This is a genomic window from Halobacteriovorax sp. BALOs_7, assembly GCF_003612895.1.
GTDB classification, from domain to species: domain Bacteria; phylum Bdellovibrionota; class Bacteriovoracia; order Bacteriovoracales; family Bacteriovoracaceae; genus Halobacteriovorax_A; species Halobacteriovorax_A vibrionivorans.
Genome location: NZ_CP027772.1, coordinates 2,350,969 through 2,366,742, shown reverse-complemented (window position 1 = coordinate 2,366,742; position 15,774 = coordinate 2,350,969). Strand labels below are relative to the sequence as shown.

The window sequence follows — 15,774 nt, the reverse complement described above, 5'->3', positions numbered from 1 at the left end:
AATTAGAATAAAGTTACTCCAACCTTATAGAAGATTGAAAAGGAGTTAATATCGTTTCGAGCACTACTTTCTTTGACGATTTCTACTTTTGTCGGATCAGTTCGATCTATTAGTGTCACTTTATATGATCTATGGCCAGCTACAGAGACTTCAAGAAAGAATGGGTAGTGACCAATTTCTTTAATTTGCTCAATTCCTACAGCTAGTGCACCACCAAATGAGTCATAGTTTAGCTTAAGGTCTCTATCATTTGAGTCTATATTAAAACCATCGAGGCTTAGTGAACTTAATTGCCAGCTAGGTCCAAATTTAACGTATGCTTTAAACTTTCTAAAGCCGATAAAGTTTAGATATTCAATTTCTAGATCAGGAGTATTAAATCTTAATGTTGGTGTAATTGTAAAAGAACGAAAATTTCCCGAACCACTTAGAATATTTCCTTCGTAACCAAATTGAAGATCTTTTGCGCGACCAAATGTTGTATGGGACTCAATACCAATTTCAACTCTTTCATAGCGATATGAAAATTGGGTATATATTCCAAAAGCAGTCGACTCATCACGATCTTCGATATCGTAACGATTTTCAAACTGGTCATCATCAAGCTCGTTAAATAGCATTTTCTCAAGTGTTAAACCTGTTCTTAAATAGTACTCATAAGGCTTAGCAGATATTGTTATGCCTGAGATGATTAAAAGAAATATAAGAAATCTCTTAAAAACTTGCATGTATAAAATATCCTATGGATTTCTTATCAAAGCTTGGAGCAAACATTGCTGAAGCTTTTATTCCACGTCCTTCAAATATTGAAGAGAAAAGGGTCATTGGATTAATTAAGTGACCAAAAAAAATTGAGACACTTCCACCGTTATTTAGCAGTTCCATGGAAAGCTTTTCAAAACCATATCCCATAACGGCCCCAAGTACAGGTGTTTGATATAGATCCTGCACAGAAGCTGGCTCTGTATACACTTCAATGAAGAATTCAAAAACGGTACTAGAGACAAAAGTTAAGGCCAGTGAGTCTGAGTAGCTATAGCTTCTTGCTCGGTAGTATAGGAACATTTGTGAGCCAGTATAAGGGTGAACCATATAGTTCCAAAAAGGTTCATCTCGATCAAAGACGATGCGACCAAAGTTCTTACGATAAACTTCTAAAGAACCTTCATTTTTTACAGTATCCCATTGTGTTAAAGGGTATGCGATTAATGAAAGTCCAAAAACAAAACTGAGGTCTTCAAAAAATTCTTGTTTGGTGTGTTCACGATCTTTGTAGAAGTAACTTTCTTGTGCTAAAGAATTACTTCCTAGAAGTAGTAGAAATGGGAGAAGGTATATAAATAGTCTTTTCACGATGACTTCTTATATAAATTTATACTCATTCTGGCCACAAATACGAGCTAAGGTTTTTAAATGATTAAGGTTTTTAAATATATTTTTCTTACGTTTGTTTTCTTAAATACATTTGCTCAAAATTCTAAGTATCTGATATTTAATAAAGACGTGGATACGATATGGTCTCCGGTTCAGCTGTATATCAATGGTTCCTTCGACGTTATTCAAAACCCATATTGGTTTAACCAAGAAAACTATTGGAAAAAGCACAAAGAAGTATGGAATGAAGTAAAGGATCCCTTTCATGAGATTAGAAAAGAGGGAAGCTTCGGTGAGTTCTTCAAAGAAGAATTTTTAAGCGATAGGGTACTTCCAAATATATTCTTGCATACTTTTGGTGGTGCCTACGAAACCAAGAAGCTTCTTGAATACGCTGATTATTACGAAATAAAGTGGGCAAAAACTTTTTCATTCTTCGTAACCTATGCGATGCACTTTGGTAATGAAGCAAACGAAACAGATCAACCTGAAGTCTCTGCTTATGATCATATTGCAGATCTCTATTTCTTTGATGTCGCAGGTTTCTTTCTTGGGCTAAATGATGATTTTATGAACTTTATGATCAATGAAGCAGGTATGAGTACTTGGCACTTTATGCCCGTTTACGATATCGAGCATGAAGACTTTTTCAATGTTGGCCTAAATTATGTGTTTCGACCAAAAATACTTCATTATAAAAATATGAGACCTCTTCTATATCTAGGAATGATGAATATGGGGGGAATTACTTTTGATGTTGGTGATCTTTCCCATTCAGTTGTTGCAGGACTTGCTTTAACGAATCCTCTAGAGAGAAAAGGACGCTTCGTTTATGGTTATTATTTAGAGACTCTCGGACAACAGGCTGCGTCACTTCTTCTCAATGGCTCTGAAGACTTTCGTGTACGACTAAACCTTTATCCAGCACTATTTAAGCATTACTCTGGAACTGTGCGCAACTTCGCTCTGATGCTTGGGCAAACAAAGAATGAGGATTTTGCTTTTGGAATTAACTATGAGCTGCCTGTAAGTATTGGATACTTAAATTGACACAAGCTTGACTTGAAAGCTTTCTTATCTAAGCGTAGTATATTCGCTACAAGGAAACGTTATGGTTAGAAGTAATATTGATACCTTACAGAAGTATCAAAAAAAATATGGAAGTCAGTCAATTCTAAGTGTTAATAAAGGAATTGAAAAAGAAGGTCTAAGAGTAAATCTTGCGGATGCAAAACTTGTACAAACTGACCATGACCCTAAATTTGGATCTAAATTACTTCATAAGTGGATTACAACAGACTTTGCAGAAAGTTTATTAGAATTCATCACACCTGTTTCCCATAGCTCACAAGAAACAATTAAAACTCTTGGAAATCTACAAACTTATGTTTTAAAGCAAGATGATAAAGAGGGGATCTGGCCATCTTCGATGCCATGTATCCTGCCTGATGATAAGGATATTAAACTTGCATATTATGGTGAGAGTAATTCGGGACGTTTAAAAACTCTTTATCGCTCTGGCCTTTCTTTACGTTATGGAAGATCGATGCAATCAATTGCAGGAGTTCATTATAACTTTTCAATGACTGATGAATTTTGGAAGAATTGGCATGAGCTTCTTGGAAGTGAGCTGCCTCTACAAAAGTTTATTAATAAAGAATACCTAAATTTGTGCCGTAACTTTAGAAAGTACTCCAATGTACTACTCTATTTATTTGGCAACTCTGTAGCAGTACATGAATCTTTTCTAAAGGGAAAGAAACACAATCTAAAAGTTATACATGAAGATGAAAATTTCGGAAAAACATATGCTACTGAGTTTGGTACTTGTCTAAGAATGGGGGGACTTGGTTATACTGGATCTTCGCAAGATGGAATTCGAATCTGCTACAATGGGCTTGATAGCTATTGTGATAGTTTAGAAAATGCACTGAAGGTAAGTTATAAACCATTTGAAGAAATCGGTCTAAGAAATGAGAATGGAGAACTTCAACAAATTAGTACAAATATTCTCCAAATTGAAAATGAGTTTTATTCAATTATTCGTCCAAAGAGAATTGCTCCTCCTGGAAAAAGTGCCCTGGCCTCTTTAAGAAGTGAAGGAATTGAATATATTGAAGTTAGACTTTTGGATATTAATCCTTTTGCAGAAAATGGAATTTCTGAAGAGCAGGCAAACTTTTTAGATGCATTTCTTCTGACATGTCTATTCTCTGAATCGCAAAAGTGTACACGTGAAATCTATAATGAAATTGAAGACAATAATCAAAGAATTATAAAAGATGGCCGTAAGGATAATCTGACGATTCTAAATAATGGACAAGAAGTTAGTTACCGTAACTATCTTGAAGAATTCTTTAGTATGATGGAAGAGACAATGAACTCCATTGATGATGGCCATCGTAAAGAAGATCTTATTAAATCCATTGATTTTCACCGTTCAATGTTAAATCCTAGAAATACACTATCTCAAAGAGTATATGACCTTTCATGTGAGAAGGGATTTATTTCTTCAATGCGTGAGCTATCGATCTCACATCGTCGTGGACTTTTTGAAAGTTGTAATGAAAATATCTTTCAAGGCAAGCTAGAGGAAGAAAAGAGTGCTTCTGTTCAAAGGCAAGTTGAGTTTGAAAAACTCGACGACGTAGAATTTGAAGATTACGTCGCCGCTTATGTTGAATCGAGTTTTTCTAAAAAAGAGACTGTATAAAATTAAGAATTAAGTAAACGAGTCCAAAGGCCAAGGCCACAAGTGTTAAGTTTACTGTATGCTTTATCACTTTATATAAGACGATATTTGTTTGTTTTAATGTTCTTACTTTTAAAAGAGCTGGAGTGACAGCACCAAAGATACGATTAACTAATCCTCTTTGGTCACCTGGGATATTTGGCACAAGTGTAATTCTCATAATCTGTTTAAAGACAAAGTTTATAATCTTCCCAAATATGTGAGTTGGACGATCGACTTCAAGCATAAGAATGATTCTTTCATCTTCAGAGTTATTAAAAGCAAAGTGAAGATAGGTTTCATCAAATAACAGTGCCTCTCCGTCCCTCCATGAATAATCTGTACCATCAATATTGATATAGCACTTATCATCATTTGGAGTCTTGAGTCCAAGGTGATAGCGAAGTGATGTTGCAACGGGATCGAGGTGTTTGGTTAGCTTTGAGCCTACTGGTAAGATTGAAAACATTGCACCATTAACTCCTGGCACTTTAGAAACAAGTTCAACTGTTTGCGGACATAGGTTCTTTGCTGAGTTTAGTGTTGTTCCATACCAAGTGAGATAAAATTTTGACCATCCATACTTGTAAAAAGTACGAAATCCAATATCGTAATGTCCATCTGATGTAGGATCTTTTACCTTATCAAAATAGCCATTTTCACGAAGGGCAACTGCTTCTTTGCGAATTGTCTCCCAATTATCTTGAACTTGTTTTAATTCAGGAAAGTCAGCAAGGTCCATAATAGGCTTAGCTGCTTTCTTTTTAGTAAAAATATAGAGCAAGCAATTTAGGGGAGCAAAAATAGGCCATCCCTTTCTTAGATAAAAAGTTAAACTTTCATACCTTTCGCTTCCGCGATAGGCGTACACATATCCCATTGAGGCAATGCCAAAGAGAAATAAGAATATAAGAACCGATATAACGCTAATAGTCTTTGTCCTGTTTAAGGTTGATACTTATCTATGTAATATACCTTAGAGGAGCTTTTTCATCCATGATTTTTCTCATTATGTGCAATTCGTCATATAAAGATTATTAGCTACGCTTTTATTATATGATTATGTTCAATTGTCTCCAATTGTTTTTAATTATCATCGGGATGTTTGACGAGACCTTGATATGTTCTTTTGCAGGTGTCTACACCTACCACTTGAAATGTTGAGCTTGTTAAGCTTTCAACTGGAGCTGATGCAGTATCAAGAAAGGCCTTTGTTTTGGATATTTCAGGCTTACTAAATGTACCACCGATTGCTTGTTGAAGCTCTGGACAATAGTCTTCATCCAATATTGAGACAACCAGCTCTTTAAATACTTCTGCTTTTAAATCTGCTCCACCTTCAACAACAATGAGATTTTCAGCTGTGGCAACTGCCACATCATTCATTGTGGCCACATCGCCTCTAAGTTTAACATCCACATTAATTTGCTTTAAAGGTGTATCTCCGCCACGAAAACCTCCCAGTGTTTGCCCTAGGCTGGCCGCACTAGTATAAAGTAGGCCAATAGGGCCGAGGGCCACAAAGGCTGCCGCATCAATAAGGCCAATGCTTCTAGTATCGAGAAAGTTTGAGATAACATCATCCACTCGAAATCCTTTTAGATTTAAATTTGATCCATAAACTCGAGCATCTATATTCTCACCCACTATTTTTGCATCGATATTAATATATCCAGACAGTCCTAGTGAGGCATCGAAGAATTTAATGAGGTGGTCAAGATTCAACTTATTATAGTTAATTTTTATGTCTTCATAATTGACAAGATTTAAGGCGACTTCACCTTTGTTTTGTTTTCCAAAATCGCTTATATGAATATTTTCAATTTTTAAAGTATCGCCAAGCTTTTTTTCTATTGAGAATTGAATCTGATTTAACTTGAAACCACTGACTTCGACACCCTTACTTTTTATATTGATTTTAGAGTTTAAGGCCTGAGTATAGCGTTGAAAAATTGAAGATGATTCTTTTACAGCTAGTAAGTCAATTTCCGTATGGGCAATGATAAGTTTATTATCTTTATCGATTGGAAAGGAGAGATTGGTAATTTCCCAATGCCCAATTCTAATTTTTTCAACTTTTTCGACCTCTCCACCTGCTAGTTTAATTGCAATTTTTGTCGTCCAGTCAATTCGAAAGAGTAAGACTCCTACAATGAGAAAAAGGGATGTAATGAATAGGAGAAAACCAATAAGGACTTTTTTTTTCATGAGTTTTTTAGTCGGTTAATCGTAACTACAAATAGTTTGGTTCATTTAATCACACTTAAAATTCAAGGGGAATAAAAACTTGGTTAATTGTTTTAAAGTTACCAGCAACTTTCTTAATGCGTTATAATGATAAGTAATATGCTTAAGAACTTTATTTCAAAAACAATGAAAGCACAGAAGATGCAACAAAAAGAGTATAACTCTTATACTCCATTTGTTGTGGATTATAAGTCACGTCCTTTATCAAATGATGTAACAACTCGTTATGCGAGAAGTGAAGATGCCGCTTCTATTGCGAGGATAATCAATGAGAATAATAATGACCCAAGTCTTGATTATAACTACTTTCTAAAACGCACACGCTCAGAGCTTGCACACGGTGGAAATCGTTCTGGTTTTCATATTATAGTCGCGCAAGTAGGTGATCAGATCGTAGGCTACGGACGATCGATATATTATAGTGAATTAATGATTAAAAATTATTCTTATCCTTCACCTGTCGGTTGGTATCTAATGGGAGTAACAATAGACCCACAATACAGAGGTCAAAATATTGGTGCTCTTTTAACAAGAAAACGCTTAGATCATATAAACCAAGTCGCATCGAAAGCTTATTATGTGGCCAATGCAAATAATAAAACTTCAATAAGAATGCATGAAAAATTTGGCTTCAAGGAAAAAGAGCGAGGAGCAGGGTTTCTTAAAATCTGCTTTAACAATGGTTTAGGAATATTATTCGAATGTAATTTAAATAATAAGGATTAGAATGGATTTTTTCAATTATAAGGGTAGTGAATTATACGTCGAAGATATAAGAGTCGAAGAACTTGTCGAAGAGTATGGAACACCTCTTTATATCTATTCTTTAAAAACTTTTAAAAGACATTTTAATGCCTTTAGTGGCCCTTTAAAGGATCACAAACATTTGGTCTGTTATGCGGTTAAGGCAAATTCAAATATAAATATTTTAAAAGAATTAGCCGCTCTTGGTAGCGGTTTTGATATCGTTTCAAGAGGTGAGTTAGAAAGAGTTCTTAGGGCCGGTGGAGATGCCTCAAAGACAGTTTTTTCAGGAGTTGGAAAAAGCCGAGATGAAATAATCTATGCTTTAAATAAGAAAATTAAATGTTTTAATGTTGAATCGATTTCTGAACTTAAACGAGTCAATGAAGTGGCAGGGGAGCTAAATGTTATTGCTCCAGTATCGATTCGTGTTAATCCAGATGTTGATGCCAAGACGCATCCGTATATTGCAACAGGATTAAAAGAAAATAAATTTGGAATCTCTTTTCAAAAGGCACCGCAGGTTTATGAGATGGCAAATGAGATGAATAATATTTCAGTTGAGGGGATAGACTGTCATATCGGCTCACAGCTGACTTCACTGGTACCATTCTTAGAAGCATTAGAGCGTTTAAAAGAGTTAATTAATAATTTAAAGGACAAAGGGATCTCACTTAAGCATCTCGATCTAGGAGGTGGCTTAGGTGTTAAATATAAAGATGAACTTCCTCCTCATCCTTCTGAGTATCTTGGTGAAGTCATTAAGAGTTTGGAAGACTACCCAGAGCTTGAACTGATCTTTGAACCAGGTCGAGCAATTGCTGCAAACGCAGGGATTCTCGTTTCTAGACTTGAGTATATAAAGGAAAATGAAGGTAAGCATTTTGCCATTATTGATGCGGCAATGAATGATCTTATGAGACCTGCTCTATATCAGGCTTGGCAAGAGGTTATCAAAGTCAATTTAGATATTAAAGGAGAGGCCCATCAATATGATATCGTCGGCCCTGTTTGTGAGACTGGAGATTATCTTGCAAAAGATCGCGAACTTGATCTTAAAGAAGGAGAGCTTTTGGCCATTCGATCTTGTGGTGCTTATGGATTCACGATGTCTAGTAATTATAATTCAAGGCCAAGAGCATGTGAGATTTTAGTTGAAGATGATAATGCAAGGGTAATTAGGAAGAGAGAAACGTTTGAAGATCTTTACTATCTTGAAGATCTTTACTATCTTGAAGATTGTGACTAGGATGCACTTATGAATAAGAAGATTACTTTAACTCCATTATTTCCTACAACTGAGTGGGCCTGGGATATCTCTAAAAAGTCCGGAGATACTGTTCGCATCCTTCATCCTTCTGGGAACGTCTTTGTTTCACAAGTTATCCTAAATAGGCAGTCACGACTAGAAGGAAATGAGCAGAAGATTTATGACTTAAATTTAAAAGATGTTGATCTTATTGCATATATTATGGATTACTTTTTAAATAAGGCCACCACAAAGCTAAATCGTGGTAATGCCATGATTGTTGCCGGAAACCTTGTTTCTAGCTATCGCTTTCGTCTTCCACTTGGTCCAGAGACAATTCCTTTTGAAGACCAAAAAACTAATTTTGGAGAGTATCGAAAATTTGGTGAACATAAGCTTTCAATGAATGGACAAGATGTTGATGTATTTGTAATTGGCAAAGAAGGAAAGAATGAATTCTACGCCGTAACTCTTTCCGACACTAAAATAGGCGACTTTAATATCCCTAAATTAGAACTACTCAAGTTCCCACGTTCATACTTTCGTCAATCATTTGATAAGTAGTTACCAAAAGCCTTCTTTTATTGGCATTTGAGTCTCTTAACTATTGAGAATTCTGACTAGTACGCTTGTGTATTCAATAGCTTATTAAATAAGTGACAGGAATAATCTGCCTCTCGTGAAAATCAATTAAGATTATTAAGTGAACCATTCGATAAAGAACTGAAATGATGAACTTACTTAAGCAATTTCACATTCTTGGACTCATTGTCACATTTACTTTGGTATCGTGTGTACCAAAGATTCAAAGTCGCGATAATAATCGTGATAATCTCTTCGTACAAAATATTCAAATAAACGGTTCTCAATTGAGAATTGATGGCCAGAACTTAGACGATGTTAGTCACGTTCGTATTACAGATAAAGATGGAAATGTTTCAAGCTTTGAAATTGGTGTAAAGTCTAATAAAGAGTTAATAGCAGAAGCATTATCAAATACACTCATTCCATTAAATCAAATTTTGACCATGACTTTAGAAGGAGCTCATGGTGCAAGTACTTACAGTATAAGTGCTTCTCTTCCTGATATGGGTGCATCTCATGGTCAAACTCTTCAGTATAATGCAATTACAGGTCAGTGGGTTCCTGCTAATCAGCCGACCTCAAGTGTTACTTCTGTTAATGGTAAATTAGGAGCTGTATCATTAGGTATTGATAATCTAAGTGATACCGATACAAGTGGTGCCGTGACAGGTTCCGTTCTAAAGTTCAATGGTGTCAATTGGGTCGTCGGTACAGATAATGGTGGCTCATCAGCTAATGCAACTTCAATTCATAATCGCACAATTTTAGATATCACTCCAACAGATGGTCAGGCCCTCGTTTGGAGTTCTGCTAATTCTTCATGGGTCCCAACTACTGTATCAGGTGGCTCTGGAGGTTCTGGAGAGTCCAATACTGTTTATTCTACAGGTGGTACTTCGATCTTTAAGCAAAAAGTAGGAAGCCAGCTACAATTTAAAGGTTTAAATGGCTCAAATGATATTGTTGTCGATAATCAAACTAATAGTCTTGATTTACAAATAAGTACGGCCAATGGTGCTAATCAGCTTTTAAGATTAGATTCATTTGGAAGACTACCGGCCATCGATGGTTCCCAGCTTACTGGAATCGCTAGCGGTGGAAGTGGTGAAACAAATACTATTTCAAGTGCAGGTGGAGTCTCAATTTTTAAACAGAAGTCTGGTGAAAACTTAGAACTTAAAGGGTTGCAAGGATCATCTGATTTTGCAATTAACGGCAGCACTAATACTGTAGACTTTCAAATAAATACTAGCAATGGTGCAAACCAATTATTAAGGCTTGATTCGTCAGGTCGTCTTCCTGCTATTGATGGTTCTCAACTTACTGGAATTGTCGCATCAGGTGGAAGTGACAATACGATACAGTCACGAAATGTTTCAGCTACGGCACCTTCAAATGGGCAAGCCCTTTTATGGAACTCAGTAAGTTCACAATGGGAGCCAACAACGATTACCTCAGGCGGAGCAGGTGGTGAAGTCAATACAGCGACGAGTGCCGGTGGCGAATCGATCTTTCAAAATAAAATAGGTACAGATCTAATCTTTAAAGGTCTAACAAATACAACAGATATTCAATTAACTTCAAATGCAAATGATATTGAGATAGGTGTAAATACTTCAAATGGTGCAGGTCAATTACTAAGACTAGATGCTTTTGGAAGATTACCTGCAATTGATGGATCTCAACTAGTTGGTGTTTCTGGTGGCTCTGGCGATGCTTTAACCCTACAGTCTCGAGATATTGCTACGACAGCACCTACTGATGGCCAGGTTCTTACTTGGAATAATTCGACCACACGATGGGAGCCTCAAACTCCACTTGTCGGTGGTGGTTCAGGTGAGGCAAATACTGTTTCAAGTGCTGGTGGAGCATCAATCTTCAAACAAAAATCAGGAATTGACCTTGTTCTAAAAGGGTTACTTGGTTCAAGTGATTTCAATATTACTTCAAGTACAAATACTGTGGACCTATCTATTAATACGTCAAATGGAGCTAACCAACTCTTACGTCTTGATGCTTCGGGAAGACTACCTGCTTTAGATGGTTCACTGCTGACAAATCTTCCTGGTGGAAGTGGTAATGCAACAACTATCCAATCCTTTTCTGTTTCAAGTGCCACCCCAGCAAATGGTCAGGCCTTACTTTGGAATGACTCTAATTCCCGTTGGGAGCCAACGACTATTGTAACTGGCGGAGGAGGCGGAGAGGCCAATACAGCTTCAAGTGCTGGTGGTGAATCTTTATTTCAGTCAAAGATATCATCGAATTTAGTTTTTAAAGGATTAACAAGTACGAGTGATATTTCACTAACAGGAAATACAAACGATGTTCAAATTGGTTTAACAACGGCCAATGGGGCCAATGAAATTTTACGCCTTGATGGCTTTGGAAGACTTCCTGCAATCGATGGATCACAATTAACAGGAATCACAACTTCCGATACAACTCTGCAATCTCGCAATGTTGCCTCGACGGCACCAACTGATGGGCAGGTTCTAACTTGGAATAATACAGCTACACAATGGGAGCCTCAAACAGTTTCTGCTGGTGGCTCAGGTGAAACAAATACAGCATCAAGTGTCGGTGGAACAGCCATTTTTAAACAAAAGACCGGAAGTGATCTAGAGTTTAAAGGCTTAACCGGAAGCGCTGATATTAGCTTAACGAGTAATGCAAATGATGTGCAAATTGGCGTTAATACTTCAAACTCAGCAAATGATCTAGTAAGACTTGATGGACTTGGACGTTTACCTGCTATTGATGGTTCTCAGTTAACAGGAATCACCGGTACTGGTGAAGCAAATACGTTAAGTTCAGCTGGTGGTACTTATTCATTATTTTATCAAAAAAATGGTGTTGATCTTCAGCTTAAAGGTCTTAACTTTACAAGTGACTTTGCGGTTGTTGATAATTCAACTTCTTACAGTGTCGATATTAATACTGCAAATGGAGCTAATGAGCTAGTAAGACTTGAAGCCGATGGTTCTCTTCCTGCATTAAGCGCTGCAAACTTATTCAATATTCCAACTGATGATACGACAATACAGGGAAGAAATGTAAATGCAGCAGCTCCTACTGACGGTCAGGCTCTTTTGTGGGACTCAATCAGTTCACAATGGATCCCAAGTGATGTGACTGCAGCTGGAGATAATCTTGGTGACCATACAGCAACAAGTAATTTAGCAATGGGAAATAACTATATTTCGTATTCAGGTTTAGATGAAGGTCTCTTTGTAAACCTTGGTGGGAATGTGGGTATTGGTACAAATTTACCACAGTCAGACTTAGATATTTATGAAGCAAATGTTGAAGTTAAGGTGAGAGATTCAAATGTTGGTATTTCATCGGAAGCTCAATTTAACTTTTTTGTAGATGGTGGAGAGGCCGGAATGTCTCTATTAAATACTAATTATGATTGGTCCGGTGAGGGATTTCCTGATTCATCTTGGTCAGATATGTTCCTCTTTTATACGGGGCCATCAAGTTCTAATGGTATGAGGTTTCACCCATTTGCTGGAAATATTAATTTCTCAGTAGGTGATGCTGTCTTTACTGATATTATGCATGTCAATGCAACAAATACAAATGTTGGTATCTTAACAACATCTCCAGGTGCTGCTTTTGCTCTTGATGTTAATGGACAGATACGAACAACAACTACTGTCGATACATCTTCAGATAGAAGATACAAAAAAAATATAAAGAATATCTCAAGTGAAGTTTCTATCTTGGATAAGTTTTCTTTAATCGAAGGTGTCTACTTTGATTGGAGACAGAAAGAATATCCAGAAAAGAATTTTAAAGAAGGTCGTGATATTGGTGTCATTGCTCAAGATATTAGAAAAGTATTTCCAGAAGCCGTGACTGAAGATGAGAATGGTTTCTTAAGTGTTGCTTACGCTAAATTAGTTGCACCACTTATTGAAGCAGTAAAAGAGTTAGTTGGTATTACTGATACAAATAAAAGAGATATTGCTTCAATTGAAGCGCGCACAAAGAAGCTTGAAGAAGAAAATCGAATGTTAAGAGAAGCTCTTTGTGAAATGAATCCAAAAGCAAAAATCTGTCTAAAAGAAAATACGAAATAAAAAAAGGGAGCTAAAAAGCTCCCTTCCTTTTATATCTCTAATTTAATATGAGATTAAGCGTCAGCATCAATTGAGAAACCTTCCATTTGATCAAAGTTTAGGTAACGATAAATTGAATCGTCCTTACCTTGAAGTGGTTCCATCATTGAGAGATACTCATCTTGCTTTGGAATGTATCCAAGTTTTGCACAGATTGCAGCAAGTTCTGCTGAACCTAGATAAACCTGAGCACCTTTACCAAGTCTGTTGTTAAAGTTACGTGTTGAAGTAGAGAATACTGTTACACCATCTTTAACTCGTGCTTGGTTACCCATACATAGTGAACAACCTGGCATTTCAAGTCTTGCACCAGCAGCAGCAAATTTTGAGTAGTAACCTTCTTTAGTAAGTTGGTCTTTATCCATTTTCGTTGGTGGACACACCCATAGTCTTGCATCAGCTTGACCTTGGCCATCAAGAACTGTTGCAGCAGCTCTAAAGTGTCCAATATTTGTCATACAAGAACCGATGAAAACTTCATCAATTTTATCACCTGCAACGTCACTCATTTTCTTAACGTCATCTGGGTCATTTGGACAAGCAACGATTGGCTCTTTCATTTCATCAAGATCGATTTCAATAACAGCAGCGTATTCAGCGTTTGCATCCGCTTCCATTAGCTCACCATTTTCAATCCAATCATTAACTTCTTTGATTCTTCTCTCGATTGTACCTTTGTGTCCAAAACCATTTGCAATCATTGATTCCATAAGAGCAACGTTTGATCTTAGGTATTCAACAACTGTTTCACGACCTAGCTTGATCGTTGAACCAGCAGCACTTCTTTCTGCAGTTGCATCTGTAAGCTCGAATGCTTGCTCAAGTTTTAGATCTGGAAGACCTTCCATTTCAAGGATACGTCCAGCAAAGATATTTTTCTTATTCTTCTTTTCTACTGTAAGTAGACCATCTTGAATTGCTTGATAAGGAATCATATTTACAACGTCACGTAGAGTGATACCTGGTTGCAACTTTCCTTTGAATTTAACTAAAACAGACTCTGGCATATCAAGTGGCATAACACCAAGAGCAGCAGCAAATGCTACAAGCCCTGAACCAGCAGGGAACGAAATCCCAAGAGGGAATCTTGTATGTGAGTCACCACCAGTACCAACTGTGTCTGGGATAAGAAGACGGTTTAGCCAAGAGTGAATAATTCCATCTCCCGGTCTAAGTGCAACACCTTCTCTGTCTTGAATATAAGTCGGAAGAGTAGCATGAGTAATAACATCACTTGGTTTTGGGTAAGCAGCTGTGTGACAGAAAGATTGCATAACTAGGTCTGCATTGAATTTAAGACATGCAAGTTCAGTCATCTCATCTCTTGTCATTGGCCCTGTTGTATCTTGTGAACCAACAGTTGTCATTTTTGGAAGACATGAAGTTCCTGGAAGGATTCCTTCAACTCCACATGCTTTACCAACCATTTTTTGAGCAAGAGTATAGCCTTGTCCATCTTTAGCTTCAGTTGTATGCGGTTTTGCAAAAATTCCTGATTCATTAGCAGTATTTTGACCTAGGGCCGCTCTTGCTTGATCAGTTAGCATCTTACCGATGATTAATGGAACACGTCCACCAGCTCTATATTCATCAAGAATTGTCTCAGGGCTGATATCGTATTTTGCTAGCTCTTCACCTTTTTCATCTAGAATTCTTCCTTCTAGTGGGCGAACTTCAATAATTGTTCCTGTAGTAAGTGCCGATACATCAATTCCTTGAATTGGAAGAGCACCTGAATCTTCAGCAGTGTTAAAGAAGATTGGAGCAATTGTTGAACCGATAATTACACCACCACGTCTCTTGTTTGGAACGTATGGAATATCTTCACCAATACACCAGATAAGTGAGTTACAAGCAGATTTTCTTGAAGAACCAGTTCCAACAACGTCACCTACGAAAGTAACAGGAAGCTTAAACTTTTCTTTAAGGTCTGCAATTTGCTTTGGTCCCTCAGGGAAAAGAGATCCACCCATAACATTTGCGTGAAGTGGGATATCCGCTCTTGTGAATGCAAATGGAGCAGGTGAGAAGTCATCTGTATTGATTTCACCGTCTACTTTGTAAACGACAGTTTTAATTGATTCTTCAATTTGTGGCTTATTAGTGAACCACTCAGCATTTGCCCAAGATTCAATAATCTCTTTAGCAATTGCATTGCCACCATCTGCTAATTTCTTAACATCTTCAAATACGTTTACAGCAAGTGGAAGGTTTTTAAGTTCTTTTGCTGCAAGTTTTGCAAGCGCTTCGTCACTGTCTGCAACAATATCAACTAGACCTTGAAGGTTGAAACCACCAACCATCGTTCCTAGTAATTCAACAGCATATTCTTTTGAAATAAGTGAACATGTATGTGCACCCTTTGTAATTCCAATAAGGAAACTTGCTTTTACTTGAGCTGCTGGATCAACACCTGGGTTGATGCGATCTTTTAATAGATCTAAAAGCTCTTGTGTTGGCTCAGTTTCAAGAAGTTTTACAACTTCTGTTGCTTGTTCTTTAGTAAGTGCTAATGGAGGAATACCTTCTTTGGCCCTTTCCTCAACATGTGCGTGATACTCTTCTAGAAAATTAGACATAGATCCTCGACTTTTTTAATTTAGAGTTAAATTCTTTCTTAAACATTATATGAATTATTAATGTTTTTTATCACTTTTATGGGCATATTGCTAGTGGCTTCAGAGGTTACGGTGTGTTGCGTAAATTAAGTTTTTTTA

General features: G+C 36.9%; 11 protein-coding genes. 6 read left to right on the top strand and 5 right to left on the bottom strand.

Translation table 11 applies throughout. The annotated features are described in order from the left end of the window. Positions 1–2: 2 nt before the first annotated feature. Positions 3–728 (bottom strand): hypothetical protein, encoded by a 726-nt coding sequence (locus tag BALOs_RS11290; protein WP_120405240.1) that lies wholly within the window; start codon positions 726–728, stop codon positions 3–5. Then, the gene (locus tag BALOs_RS11285; RefSeq protein ID WP_120405239.1) at positions 715–1,353 is read right to left on the bottom strand and encodes a DUF3943 domain-containing protein; all 639 of its coding nucleotides are present in this window, start codon (positions 1,351–1,353) and stop codon (positions 715–717) included. Before BALOs_RS11285 ends, BALOs_RS11290 begins: the two co-directional genes overlap by 14 nt. Before the next feature lie 60 nt (positions 1,354–1,413). Between BALOs_RS11285 and BALOs_RS11280 the strand changes: the two genes are divergently transcribed. Next, the gene (locus BALOs_RS11280) at positions 1,414–2,424 is read left to right on the top strand and encodes a hypothetical protein (protein WP_114705318.1); all 1,011 of its coding nucleotides are present in this window, start codon (positions 1,414–1,416) and stop codon (positions 2,422–2,424) included. 61 nt (positions 2,425–2,485) lie between these two features. After that, the gene (gene gshA / locus BALOs_RS11275; protein ID WP_120405238.1) at positions 2,486–4,087 is read left to right on the top strand and encodes a glutamate--cysteine ligase; all 1,602 of its coding nucleotides are present in this window, start codon (positions 2,486–2,488) and stop codon (positions 4,085–4,087) included. Here the strand turns inward: gshA and BALOs_RS11270 are convergent. After that, positions 4,068–4,985: an aspartyl/asparaginyl beta-hydroxylase domain-containing protein gene (locus BALOs_RS11270; RefSeq protein WP_120405237.1), complete on the bottom strand. Its 918-nt coding sequence runs from the start codon at positions 4,983–4,985 to the stop codon at positions 4,068–4,070. The two genes, gshA and BALOs_RS11270, sit on opposite strands and share 20 nt — an antisense overlap. A gap of 206 nt (positions 4,986–5,191) precedes the next feature. Then, complete coding sequence (locus BALOs_RS11265) at positions 5,192–6,313, bottom strand: hypothetical protein (protein WP_120405236.1); 1,122 nt, start codon at positions 6,311–6,313, stop codon at positions 5,192–5,194. 138 nt (positions 6,314–6,451) lie between these two features. On the opposite strand from BALOs_RS11265, the gene BALOs_RS11260 reads away from it, so the two are divergent. From BALOs_RS11260 to BALOs_RS11245, 4 genes are all read left to right on the top strand, one after another. Then, positions 6,452–7,078, top strand: coding sequence for a GNAT family N-acetyltransferase (locus BALOs_RS11260; protein ID WP_162929665.1), 627 nt, complete (start codon positions 6,452–6,454; stop codon positions 7,076–7,078). 1 nt (position 7,079) lies between these two features. Next, entirely contained in the window at positions 7,080–8,345 is a 1,266-nt protein-coding gene (gene lysA, locus BALOs_RS11255) for a diaminopimelate decarboxylase (RefSeq protein ID WP_120405234.1), read from the top strand. A gap of 9 nt (positions 8,346–8,354) precedes the next feature. Next, on the top strand, positions 8,355–8,909 hold the full coding sequence (locus BALOs_RS11250) for a hypothetical protein (RefSeq protein ID WP_114705312.1): 555 nt from the start codon (positions 8,355–8,357) through the stop codon (positions 8,907–8,909). Between the two features lie 164 nt (positions 8,910–9,073). Beyond that, positions 9,074–13,018, top strand: coding sequence for a tail fiber domain-containing protein (locus BALOs_RS11245; RefSeq protein ID WP_120405233.1), 3,945 nt, complete (start codon positions 9,074–9,076; stop codon positions 13,016–13,018). 53 nt (positions 13,019–13,071) lie between these two features. Here BALOs_RS11245 and acnB read toward each other — a convergent pair whose 3' ends face one another. Beyond that, complete coding sequence (gene acnB, locus BALOs_RS11240) at positions 13,072–15,636, bottom strand: bifunctional aconitate hydratase 2/2-methylisocitrate dehydratase (protein ID WP_120405232.1); 2,565 nt, start codon at positions 15,634–15,636, stop codon at positions 13,072–13,074. Positions 15,637–15,774: the final 138 nt, after the last annotated feature.

Bases quoted from the DNA above. Each gene is read 5' to 3' on its own strand.
- BALOs_RS11290 (WP_120405240.1), bottom strand. From the start codon at position 728: ATGCAAGTTTTTAAGAGATTTCTTATATTTCTTTTAATCATCTCAGGC.
- BALOs_RS11280 (WP_114705318.1), top strand. From the start codon at position 1,414: ATGATTAAGGTTTTTAAATATATTTTTCTTACGTTTGTTTTCTTAAAT.
- gshA (WP_120405238.1), top strand. From the start codon at position 2,486: ATGGTTAGAAGTAATATTGATACCTTACAGAAGTATCAAAAAAAATAT.
- BALOs_RS11270 (WP_120405237.1), bottom strand. From the start codon at position 4,985: ATGGGATATGTGTACGCCTATCGCGGAAGCGAAAGGTATGAAAGTTTA.
- BALOs_RS11265 (WP_120405236.1), bottom strand. From the start codon at position 6,313: ATGAAAAAAAAAGTCCTTATTGGTTTTCTCCTATTCATTACATCCCTT.
- BALOs_RS11260 (WP_162929665.1), top strand. From the start codon at position 6,452: ATGCTTAAGAACTTTATTTCAAAAACAATGAAAGCACAGAAGATGCAA.
- lysA (WP_120405234.1), top strand. From the start codon at position 7,080: ATGGATTTTTTCAATTATAAGGGTAGTGAATTATACGTCGAAGATATA.
- BALOs_RS11250 (WP_114705312.1), top strand. From the start codon at position 8,355: ATGAATAAGAAGATTACTTTAACTCCATTATTTCCTACAACTGAGTGG.
- BALOs_RS11245 (WP_120405233.1), top strand. From the start codon at position 9,074: ATGATGAACTTACTTAAGCAATTTCACATTCTTGGACTCATTGTCACA.
- acnB (WP_120405232.1), bottom strand. From the start codon at position 15,636: ATGTCTAATTTTCTAGAAGAGTATCACGCACATGTTGAGGAAAGGGCC.